General features: G+C 43.7%; 13 protein-coding genes. 7 read left to right on the forward strand and 6 right to left on the reverse strand.

The window, feature by feature from the left end; genetic code table 11:
* Positions 1 to 23 precede the first annotated feature (23 nt).
* Entirely contained in the window at positions 24 to 650 is a 627-nt protein-coding gene (locus tag DPF91_RS13010) for a riboflavin synthase subunit alpha (RefSeq protein ID WP_117234852.1), read from the forward strand.
* Between the two features lie 98 nt (positions 651 to 748).
* On the opposite strand, the gene DPF91_RS13015 is transcribed toward DPF91_RS13010, so the two are convergent.
* A complete protein-coding gene (locus tag DPF91_RS13015) occupies positions 749 to 952 on the reverse strand; it encodes a CPXCG motif-containing cysteine-rich protein (RefSeq protein ID WP_117234853.1) in 204 nt (67 codons plus the stop codon).
* A gap of 53 nt (positions 953 to 1005) precedes the next feature.
* Positions 1006 to 1869 carry a fructosamine kinase family protein gene (locus tag DPF91_RS13020; protein WP_117234854.1) on the reverse strand — a complete coding sequence of 288 codons (864 nt, stop codon included), beginning with the start codon at positions 1867 to 1869 and terminating at the stop codon, positions 1006 to 1008.
* A 320-nt stretch (positions 1870 to 2189) separates the two neighbouring features.
* On the opposite strand from DPF91_RS13020, the gene DPF91_RS13025 reads away from it, so the two are divergent.
* Positions 2190 to 2531: a DUF3802 family protein gene (locus tag DPF91_RS13025; RefSeq protein ID WP_117234855.1), complete on the forward strand. Its 342-nt coding sequence runs from the start codon at positions 2190 to 2192 to the stop codon at positions 2529 to 2531.
* 82 nt (positions 2532 to 2613) lie between these two features.
* Here DPF91_RS13025 and DPF91_RS13030 read toward each other — a convergent pair whose 3' ends face one another.
* On the reverse strand, positions 2614 to 3102 hold the full coding sequence (locus tag DPF91_RS13030) for an NlpC/P60 family protein (RefSeq protein WP_241033822.1): 489 nt from the start codon (positions 3100 to 3102) through the stop codon (positions 2614 to 2616).
* A 115-nt stretch (positions 3103 to 3217) separates the two neighbouring features.
* Here DPF91_RS13030 and DPF91_RS13035 point away from each other — a divergent pair, with 115 nt between their 5' ends.
* Positions 3218 to 5272 carry a methyl-accepting chemotaxis protein gene (locus tag DPF91_RS13035; protein ID WP_117234856.1) on the forward strand — a complete coding sequence of 685 codons (2055 nt, stop codon included), beginning with the start codon at positions 3218 to 3220 and terminating at the stop codon, positions 5270 to 5272.
* A gap of 43 nt (positions 5273 to 5315) precedes the next feature.
* Here the strand turns inward: DPF91_RS13035 and DPF91_RS13040 are convergent, their stop codons facing one another.
* Positions 5316 to 6101 carry a sterol desaturase family protein gene (locus DPF91_RS13040; protein ID WP_117234880.1) on the reverse strand — a complete coding sequence of 262 codons (786 nt, stop codon included), beginning with the start codon at positions 6099 to 6101 and terminating at the stop codon, positions 5316 to 5318.
* 113 nt (positions 6102 to 6214) lie between these two features.
* Here DPF91_RS13040 and DPF91_RS13045 point away from each other — a divergent pair, with 113 nt between their 5' ends.
* Positions 6215 to 6958: a tRNA-uridine aminocarboxypropyltransferase gene (locus tag DPF91_RS13045; RefSeq protein WP_117234857.1), complete on the forward strand. Its 744-nt coding sequence runs from the start codon at positions 6215 to 6217 to the stop codon at positions 6956 to 6958.
* Positions 6959 to 7102: 144 nt separating this feature from the next.
* Complete coding sequence (gene nagK / locus DPF91_RS13050; RefSeq protein ID WP_117234858.1) at positions 7103 to 8011, forward strand: N-acetylglucosamine kinase; 909 nt, start codon at positions 7103 to 7105, stop codon at positions 8009 to 8011.
* 64 nt (positions 8012 to 8075) lie between these two features.
* Here nagK and DPF91_RS13055 read toward each other — a convergent pair whose 3' ends face one another.
* Together DPF91_RS13055 and DPF91_RS13060 are read right to left on the reverse strand one after the other, a co-directional pair.
* A complete protein-coding gene (locus DPF91_RS13055) occupies positions 8076 to 8687 on the reverse strand; it encodes an OmpA family protein (protein WP_117234859.1) in 612 nt (203 codons plus the stop codon).
* Positions 8687 to 9991 carry a TolC family outer membrane protein gene (locus DPF91_RS13060; RefSeq protein WP_420855599.1) on the reverse strand — a complete coding sequence of 435 codons (1305 nt, stop codon included), beginning with the start codon at positions 9989 to 9991 and terminating at the stop codon, positions 8687 to 8689. The genes DPF91_RS13055 and DPF91_RS13060 overlap by 1 nt, the downstream gene beginning before the upstream one ends.
* Before the next feature lie 367 nt (positions 9992 to 10358).
* Between DPF91_RS13060 and DPF91_RS13065 the strand changes: the two genes are divergently transcribed.
* Complete coding sequence (locus tag DPF91_RS13065) at positions 10359 to 17273, forward strand: cadherin-like domain-containing protein (RefSeq protein WP_117234861.1); 6915 nt, start codon at positions 10359 to 10361, stop codon at positions 17271 to 17273.
* 430 nt (positions 17274 to 17703) lie between these two features.
* The coding region (locus DPF91_RS13070) for an Ig-like domain-containing protein (RefSeq protein WP_164684149.1) at positions 17704 to 19304 on the forward strand (1601 nt) is incomplete at its 3' end.

Below are 19304 nucleotides of genomic sequence, written 5' to 3' on the forward strand. Positions count from 1 at the left end.
GTTTATTTGAGAAATATCTAAATATGTTTACTGGAATAGTTCAAGGAATGGCGAAGGTCGCCAATATAGAGAATGTTGCGTCGGGCGAGAAGCACGAACGTTTTCAAACTCATGTGCTGCAGTTCAATGATGAATGGTTGGCTGGGCTGGAAATTGGTGCCTCTGTGGCGCACAACGGATGTTGTTTGACGATAACTAAAATAGAAGGCAATAAGGTTTGGTTCGATTTAATGCAAGAGACATTAAATGTCACCAATCTAGGTGCCCTTAAAGAAGGCGATTTCGTCAACATTGAGCGCGCTGCTCGGTTCGGTGATGAAATCGGAGGTCACTCGATGAGTGGACATATTTCAGCGATGGCGGCAATCACTGACATCATCAAGACAGAGCATAATCGTACTATTTGGTTTGAGCTCCCAGAGGAACTAGCAAAATACATTATTGCCAAGGGTTATGTTGGGATTGATGGCTGTTCATTGACCATTGGTGATGTTGCAGGCAATCGCTTTAACGTTCACCTGATACCTGAAACGTTGCAACGAACATTGTTTGGTGAGCGGAAATTGGGTGATCAAGTAAATATCGAAGTAGATCCTCAAACACAAGCGATTGTGGACACGGTTGAAAGGTATATGGCTCAAGCTCACTAGTTTAGTAGTAACTTGAGCATAGTTTTCGGTTGTTTAAGACATGGCGATTGTTGAAGAGCGTTGATTGAGATCTTCTTTGCCTTAGAAGGCCTTCTCAATTAGAAGATTTGCTCGTCATCGGCATCAATGGTGAGCTTGATGTCATCTTCGATATGGTCAACCTGCATATTGAGATGTATTGCATGGCAACAAGCAGGGCAGTCATCATAAAATTCTTGGCTGCCGTTCGATGCATCTAGAGTGAGCGTAATATGATGCCCGCAATGAGGGCACTCTACTTGCTTCTCAGTATAATTATTCATACAACATTCCTTCTTTGTTACTGAGTGAACTCGAGTCGTTCCTCGTTGATTTTTTAGCTCAACATCTCCTCGATAATGGATTGAGCTTCGTCGAGGTAATGCCCGCCAAACAAATTGCAGTGATTTAAAATATGATAAAGATTATAGATGGTTCTGCGATGCTCATAGCCAGAAGACAAAGGTAAGACGCTAGCATAACCTGCGTAAAACTGATTGTTGAAACCGCCAAAAAGCTCTGTCATAGCAATATCACATTCTCTATCCCCCCAGTAGCAAGAAGGGTCGAAGCATAAGGGGCCGAACGCAGAGTTGGCGACATTGCCGCTCCAAAGGTCACCATGAAGGAGAGAAGGCGTTGGGTGATGATGAGCTAGCTCGTCACTAACCGCTTGGATGATAGCTTCGCTGTTGCCGAGTTCGATGCCTTTTTCAGACAGTAATTGAAGTTGCCAGCCAATTCGCTGTTCGGAGAAGAATCTATGCCATTTCTTTTCCCAACGGTTGGGTTGGAGTGTTGCTCCAACGTAGTTGTCAGAGTCAAATCCATACTCTTTTTGTTCTCCCCACTGATGCAAGCGAGCGAGTTGTTGACCAAAGTTAAAGCTCGCTTCGTCGGTGTTGAGAGCTTTAGTCGGGAAATAGTTGAGGACAAGAAAAGCCGCATCCTTGCAGTTACCAAGATGCACAACTTCAGGAACGAAAACGGTGTCGGAGTGGCGCAACTCTTTTAAACTATCGACTTCAGACTCAAAAAGCGAAAGTTCATCTTTTTGGTTTATCTTAACGAAATAGCGTTGTTCGCCATCGCTGATCATATAGCACTGATTGATATCTCCACCGGGGAGTTTCACCTTTTCTCTAATCGTAAATTCAAACATCAACGTATCTGAAAGCTGTTGAGAGATGGCTTGCCACATAATGACCTCGGTAGTTATCAACCTAGTTAAATTCAGTTTAGATCAGAAATAGAAACTAGGTTGATAGGCTTCGCACAAAAATTAATTTTTTACTCCTTAATTCATAAAGTTGCGTTGATAAAGGAATCGGTTTGTTCAACGAATTTTGTGAGCCTTATACAAAATAGTGACAATGGTGGATGTATTGAAAATATTGTATTGATAGAAATGGAATTAAACAGGTGATTAGACTTGAATAATCCTTTGAATAAAGGAATCATACGGTCAAATTGGATTAGTCGTTGTAGACAGGTTCTGCAAGTATATTAGATGAGGTCATAGTGGTAGTTGAAAGCGAAGGCTACTTAGCATTAATAGAACATTTAGCGTTTAACTTAGAGGTTTTTACCCAGCAATCGGGTAACGCGATGAACGATACGATCGAGGACACAGTAACGGATCTGGTGGCTTCAAATATTATGACTATATGTGCGCAAAACCCTAACCTAGACCAAGAAACTCGCTTCAAGGTTTTGCAAGAAGCAGATTCCGTAGTTGAAGACCTCAGCGAAGTATTAGCTGGTGTTTGGAGTAATAAGGTGACAACCGGTCAGATGGCATTTTTGGAAGAATATATCGCGCTAATGAAAAATTTATTTGATAGCGCTGTTCAAACTTCATAAGAGCCGGTCGGTATACTGACCTGTTGTATAAGAGCGTTGCAAGACAAGATGCAGGATTTGAAAAGAGCCATTTGGCTCTTTTTTAGTTTGTGACTCGCCTAAACTGCCAAAAAGCATCCGCCCAATATGGGTTATCTAATCTTGATACCACGACACCCTTGGACGTTGATGCATGCATAAAGGCGTTATTGCCTAGGTATACACCGACGTGACGAACTTTCACTCCCGTTTTAAAGAAAACGAGGTCGCCACTCGAAGCTGTGCGGTAAGAAACCTCTTGTCCTAGTTGGCTTTGTAGCTTAGTCGTTCTTGGTAGATTAATTGCTAGGGCTTGTTGGTATGCCACTTGAACAAATGCCGAACAGTCTATCCCGCTTTTGGATTGTCCTCCTAATCGATAGGGAGTCCCCCTCCAGTCTTGGTAGATAGGTTCAAAAACTGATGAACGGTAATCGTGACGAAAGTGATTGCTGGTTGGCTTAGTGCGTTCCAGTGGGAGGTCAGAACTGCATCCCAATAACCCCAAAGTGAGCAGCGAGGTGAAAACGATGTATTTTAAATTAAGCTGCACGTTCTATAACTCCTTGATTGACATATTATTGTCATCTATGTGTCTTAAAGTCCCTGCCATAAACTCAAAACCTGGCATCGTGTAGATGATGCGTCAGTTCATAGTGCGGTAGACAATGACGTTAGCTAGAAAACCGAGTGCTCAATCTCAGGCACGTTTCTCATTATCATTAATACAGACGATCAGTGCAATTTTTGTGTTAATCGTTCTGATCATTAGTTTCCTTTCTTACTCTTATTTAAAAGGTATAACTCGAGTTGGAGAGAAATTCACCCAACTCTCTGAGCAAGCTCTTCCTTTAGCAATGAACAATGCAGAATTGACACAAAACGTGTTAGAACAAGTGAAAATTCTGAGCTATATCTCTCAAGTAAAATCGCCCGAACAATTGAATGATTATAACGATCAGCTTTCACGAGTTATGGCAGATGCCACAGAAGGACTTGCAGAGCTTCAAGAGTTCTCTAAAGGTTTTTCTGGAATCTTGAGCGCAGAACATGAAACGCTTTTAATTGAACAAATCGAATCTCTCAATGCAATAAGTATAGAGATGTTGAGCCGACAAGAGCAGTTACTCACTCAGCAATCCTTGATTGATGATCAAATGGGTGGTTTTCGCTATGGCTTAACCTCTATACCCTCAGAGATGAATAGAATCGCGTCATTTCTTGCCATTAATAACCTAGAATCTCAAGATGCGGCGAATCGTTTTGTTACAGCAGCAACAAAGCTTGAAAGTACTTTTCTGCTGCTAATCGCTCACGAAGAGATTGAGCCTGCGCTTGTAGATTATCGTGAGATGCGTAGTCGCTTATTATCGGCCATTAATCTTGGTTTTAACGATTTCAAGAGCTGGCATCCAGATATCATTGAGTTTGCCAGCCTAACGGCCCCTTATGACATGGTGAAAGAAGGCTTTGCAGAGAATGGGATCGTGGAAAATGTGCTTGTTCGACTTGAGATGCGATTAGCTCAAAGAGGAGCCATTGAACAGAGTGCATTGCTAGCGGGCGGTGTTATTGAACAACTTAACCAACTATCAGAGACAGCTAGTCAGTTGATCGACCAAAATGAGGTCGTAGTGAAAAGTACGATTTCAGGCATTGAGAAACTGTTAATGGTGACTACCGCGATAGCGCTACTGCTCGTCATCAGTTCGTGGATTGGCCTACGTACTTGGGTTAATAGAGGCTTGAGCAACGTTATGGGCCATTTGCGTAAGCTAGTCGCACATGATTTTTCCGCTCAGGTTTCACCACAAGGTCCACATGAGATGAAGGAGATCGCTCGAAAGCTTAACCAAGTCATTGAGTCAACGAGTGAATCAGTAAACTCGGTAACACGAAATTGTGAAGCTCTCTATCAAACTGCTGAAATCAATCATGGGGCTGCAGAAGAGTCGAATGCAAGCCTGACGCTACAGAATGAATCTTTAGCGAGCATGGTAACAACAGTGACTCAACTTGAGGCCTCGATACGTGAGATTGCGATGGTGACCAGTGAGTCTCACCAAGAGGCGGTTCTTGCATCTTCACACTCCGAGTCTGGTGTTGGTGTGGTTGAGGTAAATCGCTCACGCTTAGAGAAACTAGAAGTTACGCTCAACATTAACGAACAATCAATGGTGGAGCTCGATAATCGTGTGAAGCAGATTCGTGAGATGGTGGACATGATCTCTGGTATTGCTGAAAATACCAACCTGTTAGCGTTAAACGCAGCAATTGAAGCGGCCAGAGCTGGTGAACAAGGGCGAGGCTTTGCTGTCGTCGCCGATGAAGTGAGAAAGCTTGCGAGTGATACGTCAGACCAAACGACGAAGATTCGTGAACGCATGAATGAACTGGTTTCTGCAGCTGAGAATTCACGTCGTGCAGTTGCAGACTCACGTGAAGAGATGAGCCAAGCACTATTATCCAGTGACGAAGTGAAAGTTAGCTTTGAACAAATCGCGACGTCAGTTGATCATATTAGAGCACGTGTAGAGCAAATAACCGTTGCTACCGAAGAGCAAGAACGCGCGACTGCTGATGTGAGTCAGTCGATCACGCAAGTTTCAGATCAGGGCGTACAAACAAAGCTTCAACTTGAGTCGATGGTCGAGAACTCGGAGCAAGTTGCTGAGATTGCTGGTCATCAACAAGCGATGCTTCATAAGTACAAGTTAGACTGATTCCGCAGAGCATCAATTATTAAGGTCAAAAGACCTTAGTGTCTCAATAACGAAAGGGCTGGGTAATCATTTTATCCAGCCTTTGTTCTTTAGAATCTTCAATATCTTTCACCCCAATCACAACTTTGTCATGCCCAAGCTGTGGTTGAGCAATGTAAGTACCAAATAGTCGATCCCAAACAGACAAGCAAAACCCGAAGTTAGAGTGAGTTTCTTTGACAATTTTCGAGTGATGTACGCGATGCATGTCGGGAGTGACAAGCCACTGTCTTAGCCAGTTGTCGAACTTGAGAGGAAGCTTAGCATTGCTGTGATTAAACATTGCACAGCCGTTTAATGCGACCTCGAATATAACGACAGCGATTGGTGGTATGCCTAACATCATGACAATCACGATTTTAATCAGCATAGAAAGTATGATTTCTATTGGATGGAAGCGTGCTCCAGTGGTGACATCGATATCTAAATCAGCATGATGCATTCGGTGCAATTTCCAAAGAGCAGGAATACGATGAAATACCAGATGCTGAGCGTAGATGGCAAGGTCGAGTATGACTAACGACACTAAGATAGTGAAGATATTCGGTAGTTCCAAGAAGTGAAATAAGCCGAATTGAGTACCTTTTGCAATAATGGCTGCTTCTACGGCGAGAATAGGAAACAAAATGGTCAGTAGCAGACTGTTTAGAGCGGTGAGAGAAACGTTGTTCATCCATCGCCAAGTCTTAGATTGCGTCAGTGTCTTACGCGGAGCAACCCATTCCCACGCTGCGCACATGAAGAATATACTAAGGAAAAAAGCTAACCTTAGTTGCTCAATTGATTCCATGGCTGATTCCTCCAACAACTTAGTGCTCATCGAGTGGTTTCATTCCACAAGCTCAATGAGTACAATTCGCCACCTTGCATTTAGTACTCACATTGTAACCTGCGAAACCTAATATGAGAATTCACGCTTTTCACCGTTTACATCAACATCGCCTGTCACTTTCAACCAAACCGTTTAATGCGCGAGGTTGTAAGGTTCAGCGCTGCCCACATTGCCAAATCAAACAAGATGCGTGCATGTGTCAATATCAGCCAGATGTAGAAACAGCGGTATCTGCAATGTTGATTGTCTCTGATAACGAAGTTTTAAAGCCGAGTAACACTGGTCGATTGATTGCCGATGTTGTTAAGGGTACATACGTGTATCAATGGAACAGGACCGAACCTTCGGCGGAAATGTTGCAGGTATTGAATGACCCGAGATATCAGCCGGTGATTGTTTTCCCTGAAGATTATGTCGACGAGAAATCGAGAATGGTGCAGCAGTTAGAAATGAGGAACGGCGATAAGCAATTTTTGTTTATTTTTATTGACGGAAGCTGGCGTGAAGCAAGGAAGATATTCCGACGCTCTGAGTATTTGCAATCATTGCCAGTACTATCGATTGAGCCAGATAAAGTGTCTGAGTATCTGATGAGAAAATCCGATAACGAACAACATTTATCCACAGCAGAGGTAGCAAGCTTGGTTTTAGCGCAAGCGGGTGAAGTCAAAGCCGGTGAGACGCTTCAATTATGGTTTGAAGCGTTTAGAGAAAGCTATATGTTGAGCAAGACTCGTTATAAATCGGACCTCTCGTTGCCATGTAAGCATCGATACATCGAATTTATCGATAGCGAGATACCTGTCGAAAGATAAACAGAATTTGCCGACAACTTGTGCGATCGCATGCGTTAGGGAAATAAAGGTGTTACAGGTCACGGTATGTAGTGGTTCGGATGTGGATAATAGCTCAAGTTTGTAAAATTTATCCCCAGATTAGGGATTTCAGGAGAGATGAGCATGTACTACGGCTTCGATGTCGGTGGCACTAAAATTGAGTTCGGTGCATTTAACGAAAAACTAGAACGCGTAGCGACAGAGCGCGTACCAACACCAGGTGACGACTACCAAAAGCTGGTGGATACGATCGCTGGGTTAGTCGCTAAATACGATTCAGAGCTAGACGCACAAGGTACTATTGGCCTAGGTCTACCAGGCATGGAAGATGCAGATGATGGTACCGTACTAACGGTAAACGTACCTGCTGCGAAAGGTAAGCCACTACGTGCTGATCTAGAAGCTAAGATTGGTCGTGAAGTTAAAATTGAGAACGATGCGAACTGTTTTGCACTTTCAGAAGCTTGGGACGAAGAGCTTAAAGATGAACCATCGGTTGCTGGCCTTATTCTAGGTACTGGTTTTGGTGGTGGTCTTATCTTTGACGGTAAAGTGTTCTCTGGTCGCAATCACGTTGCTGGTGAATTGGGTCATATGCGCCTACCTCTTGATGCGTGGTTACACCTAGGTGAAAACGCGCCGCTTCTGGGTTGTGGCTGTGGCAAGAAGGGGTGTTTAGATAGCTACCTATCAGGTCGTGGCTTCGAGCTTATTTATGAACACTACTTCGGCGAGAAGAAGAAAGCTATTGATATCATCAAAGCACACGCTGAGGGTGAAGAAAAAGCAGTTGAGCACGTAGAGCGCTTCATGGAGCTGCTAGCGATTTGTTTTGCGAATCTATTCACGGCGCTTGATCCACATGTGGTTGCTCTTGGTGGCGGTCTATCAAACTTCGAACTGATTTATGAAGAAATGCCAAAGCGTATTCCTAAGTACCTATTGTCAGTTGCGAAATGTCCAAAGATCATCAAAGCGAAGCACGGTGATTCGGGCGGTGTTCGTGGTGCTGCATTCCTGAATATCAAATAACATTTCAGGACGGGACAGGTAGATGAAATAAAGCCTTGCATATGCAAGGCTTTATTTTTATTGCCTATTTTTCAATGGTTGTGAATATAGTCCAACGTTTCTTCACTTCACCCTTATACCCAACCACCGTTGCGGTAACTCTTCGGTTTAAAGCATGGCTCACCTCGGAATCATTCTCATCTGCTAGCTTGGTATCACCAAACCCAACGATCGCAACACGGTTTTCTTGTACACCAAAAGAGAGTAATTCATCTTGTACAGCAGTAGCGCGGCGTTCTGACAATGCAACGTTATATTCTGCAGAGCCTGTCTTACTTGCGTAACCTTGAATTTCTATCGATGTAGTAGGAAATTCGGCAAGAAAGTTTGCCATCTCTTCAATCTGATTCGAGAACACTGGGTTTATCTCATCCGAGTCATTTGGGAACAAGATGCGAAGTTCTAATCTTGACTCTGTTGATAGGCGAGCACCACAGCCATCGTTATTAATTTCCGCTTCTATTGGCGTACCAGGACAAAGGTCGCGCGCGTTGATGACACCATCAGAATCATCATCTTTCAGATCATCGACTTGTTCTCCAATGGGAGTAGGGATGTAGTCATATTCATCCTCTGCAAAGGAGATTGGAGATGAAAGTAGTGAGCCTAACATTACAATGGGAATTAGCTTGTTCATTAGTACTCTACCTCTTCATACCATTCTTTCGGCGTAGCAACATATAGCGCATCCAAAAGGTTTCCTGATGCGTTCATGACTCGGAATTTTGCGTACTGTTCAGCATATTTAGCATCTAGGTAATCTTTGCGGGCTTCAAACAGTTCATTTTCGGTATTAAGCAAGTCTAGAAGTGTTCGTTTGCCAATCTTGTACTGCTTCTCATAGGCAATAACGGTTTCAGACGCAGAATCTACATGGTCGGCTAAGAACTCTTTTTGTTGCAATGTGAGATCTAGAGCACTCCAAGATAAACGCAGCCCTTCTTCCACCATGCGATAGGTTCTGTCACGAAGATCTTTAGATTTGTTGAGTTGATAAGCCATAGCTTCACTGCGATCTGAGTCTGAACCACCGTTATAGAGGTTGTAGCGCATGCGTAGCATTGCTAGTGTTTCGTCACTGCGTCCTTTATCGCCCGCCGCGTCATCACGCCAAGTTTGAGAGGCTTCAATACTAAAAGTAGGGTAGTTTACACCTTTAGATTGATCATACTGAAATCTAGCAGCATCAACATCAACTAGCGATACCTTTATAACGGGGTGATTTTCTGCCGCAGTATCGAGTGCTGTTTGTAGTGTCGGGGGCAGTTTATTGACGTCTGCGCTAGGGAAGACTAAACCAAGCGGGATTTGACCGACGATACGCTCGAACTGAGTGTGAGTATCATAAAGGTTATTTTGTGCAGCGAGCAAATTACCGTGAGCTTTCGCGATACGTGCCTCTACCTGTGTCACATCCGCAGTCGAACCGATACCGGAATCTGCACGTCGCTTGATATCTTTATAAATGTCTTTGTGTATTGCTAAGTTGCTTTCTGACAGAGCCAGTACTTCATATGACTGAAGTGCGTCTAGGTAGACTTTTGTTACTTCAAGAGCGAGGTCTTGAGCATCCGCAAGCAGTTGGTAGCGAACCGACTCTGCTTCGGCAGCGGTTCGGTCCATGTCATTTAACGTTGCAGAGCCATCCCACAGCAGTTGCGTAAGGCTGACCGTTGCCTCTTTACGTGTCAGGTCCGTTTCATTTCCAATAGCCGGATCAATTCCCTCATAACCAATGCCTGCATCGAGGTCTATAGAGGGTAAGTAAGCTCCACCAGATGCTTTTGCTTCATAGACTTTGCTTTGAAACTCATTAAATGAGCTCTTAATCTCTGGGTTAGTAGCAAGCGCAATCGCAACAGCTTGTTCTAGCGTTTGAGCATTAACCGAGAAGCTCAATACGATAGCACTACCTAAAGCGCTGACTGTCGTCCTTTTCAATCTATCTCTCCTTGAGTAACCACACATGGCTGTTGTTTGGATTTATATCTAATGCTGCGCGTTAAAATGTTAATAAAAATGCCATTCCAAACGTAATATATTCATCAATTTCAGTATGATACTACAGAAACCTTGGTAAACCAGATGATTTGAAACATTCTGCTTACATCTTATTTGAAAACGTGATCCTAGATACTATACGTTTATATATAGGGTGATCGTGATCTTAGTCCAGAGAAATTTTTTATAAATGACATGCTTGTTACATTGATCTAGCTTTCTGTGAACAAACGTAGGTGTTAGATTGATGTTAGGAAAATATTAAAATTCAACTTATTAGTGATTGAATAGATTTAGAGGCATACGTATGGATATTAACTCTCTAAAAGACCCACAACTTATGGCAGATGGTGGTCGTGTAATTATTGATGTTAACGGCAACATAAAGGTAATTGGTCGAGATGAGGTTCTCAACCCAGGTGAGGTTGTAATTCAATCATTAGAAGGCGCTGATATTGTTCAAATAATCGCTCAAAATGAAGATAATGAGCCCGTTGATGTCACTTCTGATGTCGATGCCATTTTTGCAGCACTTGAAAGCGGCGAGGATCCAACCCAACTATCGGATGATTTCGCAACGGCTGCGGGCGAAGCGCAAGGCTCAAGCTTAGATAACACGGGTAGCGTAGATCGTGTTGGTAATGAAGTTATAGCTACCACTTTATTTGAAACGGTGGGTTTGAGTACGTTGCAAGACATCGGCCTTAGTCAAACTCAAAGCTTGACTCTGCTCCAGCAATTCAAAGACCGAGTGGCGCCAGAAGCTCCTGCTATCTCACTGGACACAGACTCTGGGTTTATTGGTGACGACTTCATCACTAACAACGGCTCTTATACAGTTACACCAAACGAGCCGAACAGTGTTATTGAGTATTTTTATAATAATCAATGGAATTCAACACCACCTTCGCTTCAAGAAGGACCAAATAGCATTGAAGTTCGTGAAGTCGATGAGTCAAACAATGCATCACCATCGAGTGTGCTTAACTTCATTTTAGATACTCAACCTCCAGCTCCTCCAGCCGTTGAGTTGGTTGTCGACTCTGGTACTAGCGGTACTGACAATCTCACAAATGATGGTCGCTACACTGTCACCCCATCCGAAGATGGGAACCTTGTTGAATACAAAGATCCCAAAACAAACCAATGGACCACGACACCACCAGTTGCACAAGAGGGTGAGAATACGATCGTTGTCCGTGAGACGGATATAGCGGGCAATGTGTCGGATGAGGCGACGTTCGAGTTTACGTTAGATACCCAAGTTCAAGCACCCACCATCTCGCTGGAAGCCGCGGACGACAATAACGACGGCCTCTATAACAAAGCGGAGTTGGGCGACGACGGTACGGTCACAGCGCGTGTCGAACTGCCAGATGATTTTGATGCGGATAACAACGACAAGTTGTTCATCAATGGCAGCGAATACAGCCTCACTGACACAGATCTGAGTAATGGTTACGTCGAGCTTGCTATCGAGCCAAATGAAGAGATCACCGCGCACATTGTCGATGGGGCGGGCAACCGCTCAGAAGAAGCTTCTGAAACAGCGCTTGATGCGGACACTCAAGTTCAAGCACCCACCATCTCGCTAGAGGCCGCGGACGACAATAACGACGGTCTCTATAACAAAGCGGAATTGGGTGATGACGGTACGGTCAAAGCGCGTGTTGAACTGCCAGATGACTTTGATGCAGACAACAACGACAAGTTGTTCATCAATGGCAGCGAATACAGCCTCACCGACACAGACCTGAGTAATGGTTACGTCGAACTTGCTATCGAGCCAAATGAAGAGGTCACCGCTCATATTGTCGATGGGGCGGGCAATCGCTCAGAAGAGACTTCTGAAACGGCGCTCGATGCGGACACGCAAGTTCAAGCACCGACCATCTCGCTAGAAGTGGCGGACGATAATAATGACGGTCTCTATAACAAAACGGAATTGGGTGACGACGGTACGGTCACAGCGCGTGTCGAACTGCCAGATGACTTTGATACAGACAATATCGATAAGTTGTTTATCAATGGCAGCGAATACAGCCTCACTGACACAGATCTGAGTAATGGTTACGTCGAGCTTGCTATCGAGCCAAATGAAGAGATCACCGCGCACATTGTCGATGGGGCGGGCAACCGCTCAGAAGAGGCTTCTGAAACGGCGCTCGATGCGGACACGCAAGTTCAAGCACCGACTATCTCGCTAGAAGCGGCGGACGATAATAACGACGGTCTCTATAACAAAGCGGAGTTGGGTGACGACGGTACGATCAAAGCGCGTGTTGAACTGCCAGATGACTTTGATACAGACAATAACGATAAGTTGTTTATCAATGGCAGCGAATACACGCTCACCGATGCTGACATTACTAATGGTTACGTCGAGCTTGATATCGAGCCAAATGAAGAGGTCACCGCTCATATTGTGGATGGGGCGGGCAACCGCTCAGAAGAAGCTTCTGAAACGGCGCTTGATGTGGACACTCAAGTTCAAGCACCCACCATCTCGCTAGAGGCCGCGGACGACAATAACGACGGTCTCTATAACAAAGCGGAATTGGGTGATGACGGTACGGTCAAAGCGCGTGTTGAACTGCCAGATGACTTTGATGCAGACAATAACGATAAGTTGTTTATCAATGGCAGCGAATACACGCTCACCGATGCTGACATTACTAATGGTTACGTCGAGCTTGATATCGAGCCAACTGAAGAGGTCACCGCTCATATTGTAGATGGGGCGGGCAACCGCTCAGAAGAAGCTTCTGAAACGGCGCTCGATGCGGACACGCAAGTTCGAGCACCCACCATCTCACTGGAAACAGCTGACACGAATGGTGATGGCGTCTACAACGAAGCTGAGTTGGGTGCTGATGGTAAAGTCGTTGCTACCGTTACATTGCCAAATGACTTCGATTCTAATGTCGATAAGCTGTTCATTGATGGTAGTGAGTACGTTTTAAGTTCTGTTGAAATTAATGCCGGTTATGTTGAGTTTGATGTAACGCCAAATCAAACGGTTACAGCATATATCGTTGATAGTGCAGGTAACATCTCAGAACAAGCATCACAAACTGCACTAAACGCCGATAAAGGGCCAGAAGCTTCCGATTTCGATGTGATCGTAGATAGCTCGAATAGAACCCAAATTGTATTTGATAGTGACGATGCTTCAAGTGATCAAGTCTCCGATATAGAAGACGACGCCTCCGGGACTCCACTTAAAATCATAATCACTGAACTTCCTGAGTTTGGTGAGGTTTATTATGACGGTGTTCTACTTGAAGCGGGTGACCTTGTTGACGCTAATGAAAATCCAATACAATTTGATTCAGATAAAATCAGTTATCAACCTGCAACAGAAACCAACACCTTTAATCTAGGTAGTCAAACAGAGCTCGATGGTACGCAGGGCATAGATCGAAGCAACGATGATTTCTTAAACTGGGGTGAGCGAGTCGATAATAATACTAGGGAACTTAAACTGGGTGACAACACCGTTACGATTAGCAGCGAAGGTGGCTCATTACGCCAATATGGTTCTAACACAGGACATGTGGGATATGGTATCGGCGTCGGTGGCGGTGGCGGTATTCAGCAAGGAGAGTCTATCAACATAGACTTGTCACAAATGCCCTCTGATAGTGTGACACTCGGGCTAGACGGCTTGGGCGGCTACTTCGTAGATAATCATCCTAAAAGTAGTAGTGTAACGATTGAAGTTACGTACATTGATGAGAACGGTGATTTTCAAACTGAAGACTTTGACTTTAATAAGTCTGACTTTGAAGAATCTGGTATTGGAAACACGGATGGAATCTATAGAGAGATCACCATTCCTTCTGTTGGTTTAGGTCTTCCAGACGGTGCCGGTGATATCGTTGGGGTGAAATTGGGTACTGAAGGTCAGGGGAATTGGGAACTTCGCTCAATAGAGACAAGCCAAAATCCTGACACGCTTAAATACAAGGCTGTTGATTCGGCAGGGAATGAAAGTGAGGTGAAAGAAGTCACTTTCGTTGATTCACGAGACTCAGCAATTGAAGCGATCCAAGATACCTTCGAGTTTAATGAAGATGAAAGCATTCGTATTCCTATTTCTGAACTTCTTAGTAATGATTCAGGAATCGATAGTGAAAATGCTCGTATTACCTACGTGTACGGTGAGGAATACGGAGATGCTCGCCTAGAATACGATGAGGGCCTTGGCGAAAACGTTGTAATATTTGATTTGCCGAAAGATCACAATGGCCAATCGTCTTTCAAGTATCAAATTACTGATGACAGGGGTAATTTTAGTGAAGCAACTGTCAATCTAAAAATTAATCCACTAAATGACGCACCAAAAGCAATTGAAGGTAATGCGCTTGGGGAAGAAGATAAGCCGCTAATATTTGAGTGGGATAACTTTAACGTTAGTGATGTGGACTCAGATGATTTATCTATCGTCATAGAATCACTCCCATCTGATGGAAAACTAGAGCTCTGGAATTCAGATACGGAAGAATTTGAAGTTGTCATTCAAAGTGATGTCGACTCAGTACTGAGTATTTCGAAAGGCCAAATTGACAATGGATATTTCAGATTTGTACCTGACGCACAAGAGTCGAGTAATGACCAAGCTCCTGATGGTATAGGGAATAACCAAGCCGATTACGCGCAGTTTGACTATTACGCCACTGATGGAAATAAAACTAGCGATTCTACTAAGTTATCCATTGATATTGATGCAAAAGCCGACAAACCAACAATAACTGTTCATAGTGATGATATCGTTGCGAAAATAGACTTCCAAGATGCCGTATATGATAAGAGTTGGGGTGTCGTTGATCTATATAGTTTGTCAGGTATCGGCACAATCGGTACTTGGAAGAGTAGCCACGGTGACCTAGTGGAAGTCGGTAACGAGAGTGTATATCGAGACGGTGGAAGTCATGGCAACAAAGTCATGGAGTTAGAATACAAAACTTCAGACGATTATATGTACACAGAACTCGAAGTGAAGCAAGGTGAATACTACTCCTTCAAATTTGATATTAGTGCTCGAAAAGATTCTGTTTTTGGTGGTGACTCTGACTTAAACGTAGTTTGGGTTAATACTGAGACTCAAGAAGAAACTATCCTTTATCAATTCCGCCCTGATGATGAAAATTGGTTAAGAGATCAGATGATAGTACTGCCAACTAGTGAAGGCGGCACATATCAATTGAAATTGGTATCGGCAGATCCTGGAGTAAGAGGATCTTATGGTGCCATCCTCGATAATCTCGAAATAACGAAATCGGACTCAATGGGCTTTGAAGATGTTCCAATTGCTTTGCCAGAGCTAGACATCAATTCAGAAGACAAAGATGGTTCTGAAAGTTATATCGTGACCATCTCTGGTTTACCAGAAGGTAGTAAAGTTAGTGATGGTCAGAGCGAAATCTCCATTGGCGTTGATGGTACGGCTGATATATCTGACTTTGACTTCAAAAATCTATTCGTTGTTGTAGATGAGCCGAACACTTATAAGTACACGATTACAGCGGTAAGTGTTGAGCAGAGCAATTCATCGACTTCTGAACCTGTAAAAGTGGAACTTAGTTTGACGGTACACCCAACGCCTACGGGTTCAGAGACAATAGCTGCTGATGATTTAGTGACTTCCATAGAGGATGCTGTTGTTCAAGGTAATGTCCTTGACAACGATATTGACACCGATAAAAAGCTCACAGTAGATACTTTTGAAGTAAACCAAGTTCAATATTCAGCGAGTGGCTCTGCCATTGTTATGCCTGGTATTGGCGAGCTAGTGCTAGATGTTGATGGCTCATACAACTTCACTCCAGTAAGCAACTGGAGTGGAGATGTTCCAACTGTCACCTACACAACAAACACTGGTGCAACCGCTGAATTGAAGATTACGGTCGAAAGCCGTCCTGATCCAGTGGTTGATTCAAGTTTTATTGTGACCTTAGGTGATGCAACAGTTATAAATGCTAAAATCTCAGAAGGTGAAGAAGTAAAATTTGGTGAACCAGGCAGAGAAAACGATGTACGTGCTTACGAGTTTGATGGTTTAACAATCTCCTCGATCGATGACACTACCTTGTATCGTAGCAATGGGCAGGGTATTGGCGTGGGTACTAAGGGAGAATGGGGTATAGATAAAGAAGAAGGTTTGATGTTCGCCCTAGATTCTTATGTCAATGATATTGGGTTTGTGTTCAAAAATGGACAAGGGACAAACGTCATTTTTACTATTCACACTTTAGATGGTGAAACGATCACATCGGACATTGTTACTCTGGGTGGCAATAATAATAGTGAGTTTACGTACCATTACACTGCTTCAAAAACTTTTGACCGTATTTCATTCGAAGTGGTGAAAGAGGGTCAAGGTAATCTTACTTTGATGGGATTAGACAGCAATAGTATCACTCAAAACTCTTATAACTACCCGCTCGAATTGAGCTTCGAGTTAGAAGATGAAAGTGATACTGCTACATCGATTACTTTGAGTGGGTTCCCGGAAGGAACCGACATCAAGGTATCCGAAACAGATCTAGATGGTGAGGTTGAGCTAACTGATAATGGAGATGGCTCGTGGTCGATCGTTCCTAGTGCATTACAGTATGATGGTCAAACCTATAGTTTGGACAATCTGCTAGTGCAATCTATTGACACACCTTTACCTGATGATTTCAAACCTATGGTTACTATCGAAACCTACGATTCAGAGACTGACGAAACCTCTATATCTGTTCGTGGCGGTTCTTTGTCTTCAACTGTTGAAGGTGGTGATTTTGATGACCTACTGGATGGTCAAGAGGGCGATGATACTCTAAACGGTGGATTGGGTGATGATATTCTAATTGGAGGATTAGGTGATGATATCTTAACTGGCGGAGATGGTGCTGACCTTTTCCAATGGGTTGATATGGAAACAGCCACAGATACCGTTACCGATTTCAATTTACAAGAAGGCGATCGCCTCGATATTTCAGGGTTGTTAGATGATCAAACTCAGAGTGAGTTAGATGATTTACTTTCAGACCTTGCTGATGGTGATAACACTGATTCCGATAGTGATGTGTCTATCTTGGTGACTGAAGTATCTGGTCATGCAAAACTTGAAGTAGCCAAAGGCAGCGAGACTCTTACTGTTGATTTTGATAATGCATCGGCGGCTGATGTCACAAAAGGGCTACTGGACAGTTTTAATTTTAATCAGGATTAAAACTTTAATTAGCATAACGAAAACACCACCGTTCAGGTGGTGTTTTCGTATAGGGTTCTAATAAATTATGGAACCAAACTTGTCTTAACAATGAGACAGAAATAAAAATATACTTTATAAATACATTTCCCTCAACGCTAATTGTAGAGCTCATTCCAATAAATGAGAATTTTATTGATTTTTTTATTGCTTTATTTCTTAGGTTGTTATCAAAGAATTGCATTAATATTTTTGATGAAGTACAGCTTGATACCCCTGTCAAGGTGAAAAACAGCTCCAGATATACCCACATCTACAAAACATTTTCCAAGATTAAAAATCCACCATACTGTAGTCAGATGGTATTAGATGATTCGCGTTTTCCTGTTATATGCCAGTGAAGCTGAACAATTGATCTAAGCCTTTCTTGCATCTGTAGGGAGTATCGGTCATGGATATTAACAGTCTTAACAACCCTTCAATTTTGGAATCTGGTGGCAGGATCATCGTTGATCCTACTGGACAGGTTAGAGCGGTCCCAGCAGACGCTACTCCACAACCCGGTGAGATATTTATTCAAGAGGTGTCGGGAGAGCAGGCATTACAAGTTCTTCTGCAACAAGGTATCGAACCTAATCAAACTGTAGATATTACCGATGATATTGATGCAGTGTTTGCAGCATTAGAGGCGGGGGAAGACCCAACACAATTAGAGGGTGACTTCGAAACTGCTGCAGGTGAGAACGGGGGATCAAGTCCACAAACCACAGGCGCCGTTGAGCGAACGGGTGCCGAGACCATTGCACAAACCGTGTTTGAGACAACAGGTTTCGAATCGTTAGGCATTTTTGAAACTCAATCTTTAGCATTGATAAACCAATTTCAATTACCTCCATTTTTTGTGTCAGAAAACTTAGCTCCTCTAGGTGAAAGTATTTTTGTTGAAACTGACGAAGATACGTCTATTGGCGGCCAATTAAACGCAATTGATCCTAATGATGATCCGTTGACATTCTTTGTTGATGACTCTGCACTCCCGGAAAACGGCAGTGTCATTGTCAACCCCGACGGCACATGGCTCTACACACCAAATGAAAACTTTGATGGTGAAGATCAGTTCGATGTGATTGTTTCTGATGGACAAGGTGGCACAGACACATTAACAGTAGGCATCGTTGTAAACCCAATTCCGGAAATTACGTTGGAAGGTGGTGGAGATGTTAACGAAGGAGACCGCGTTGATTTCGTCGTTGATTTTGACAAGCCATCAAACAAAGAAACAACTATAAAACTAACAACCATTTACGGAACGGCTGAGCCCGAAGATATCGAGTCTATAACAATTATTCCAAATTTGGGTGAACCATTAGATGTTGCACCAGATGGTACAGTGGTTATCCCAGCAAGCGTTACTCAATTGACTATCCAAGTTCAAACTGACTCTGATGATATTTACGAAGGACAAGAAACGTTTGATATTAACGTAGAAGCAGTGTCTGGCCTTATCGGTGGAGGCCAAGAGGCTGCAACTATTTTTGATGATGGTGATGGTCCGGGTGAAGAGCCTGATGACGATCGTCCAGCGGTGTGGATTGAAGGCGGTGGCGACGTCAATGAAGGCGATACGGTTGGGTTTACCGTTAAGACCAGCGCCGCCGCTGCTGTAGAGGTGTTCGCTAAAGTGGCCTTAACGGACATCGATACCGACAGTGATGATATCGATGCGTTTGAGTACCTCGACGATGAGGGTATCTGGCAAGCCGTGCCAGTGGATGGCGTGATCCCAATTCCCGTTGAGGAGACGTCGGTTGAGCTTCGAGTGGTGACCTCGCMTGATAACGTGTATGAAGGTCCCGAAGACTTTTCAGTGGGCGTAACACCAGACAGTGGCACCGTGGCTTCGGCAAGTGAGCCGAACTCCGCGACCGCTACCATCTTTGATGATGGTGATGGTCCGGGTGAAGAGCCTGATGACGATCGTCCAGCGGTGTGGATTGAAGGCGGTGGCGACGTCAATGAAGGCGATACGGTTGGGTTTACCGTTAAGACCAG

The organism is Vibrio maerlii (genome assembly GCF_003415655.1).
Taxonomy (GTDB): Bacteria; Pseudomonadota; Gammaproteobacteria; order Enterobacterales; family Vibrionaceae; genus Vibrio; species Vibrio maerlii.

Bases quoted from the DNA above. Each gene is read 5' to 3' on its own strand.
- DPF91_RS13010 (WP_117234852.1), top strand. From the start codon at position 24: ATGTTTACTGGAATAGTTCAAGGAATGGCGAAGGTCGCCAATATAGAG.
- DPF91_RS13040 (WP_117234880.1), bottom strand. From the start codon at position 6,101: ATGGAATCAATTGAGCAACTAAGGTTAGCTTTTTTCCTTAGTATATTC.
- DPF91_RS13020 (WP_117234854.1), bottom strand. From the start codon at position 1,869: ATGTGGCAAGCCATCTCTCAACAGCTTTCAGATACGTTGATGTTTGAA.
- DPF91_RS13015 (WP_117234853.1), bottom strand. From the start codon at position 952: ATGAATAATTATACTGAGAAGCAAGTAGAGTGCCCTCATTGCGGGCAT.
- DPF91_RS13035 (WP_117234856.1), top strand. From the start codon at position 3,218: ATGACGTTAGCTAGAAAACCGAGTGCTCAATCTCAGGCACGTTTCTCA.
- DPF91_RS13045 (WP_117234857.1), top strand. From the start codon at position 6,215: ATGAGAATTCACGCTTTTCACCGTTTACATCAACATCGCCTGTCACTT.
- DPF91_RS13055 (WP_117234859.1), bottom strand. From the start codon at position 8,687: ATGAACAAGCTAATTCCCATTGTAATGTTAGGCTCACTACTTTCATCT.
- nagK (WP_117234858.1), top strand. From the start codon at position 7,103: ATGTACTACGGCTTCGATGTCGGTGGCACTAAAATTGAGTTCGGTGCA.
- DPF91_RS13065 (WP_117234861.1), top strand. From the start codon at position 10,359: ATGGATATTAACTCTCTAAAAGACCCACAACTTATGGCAGATGGTGGT.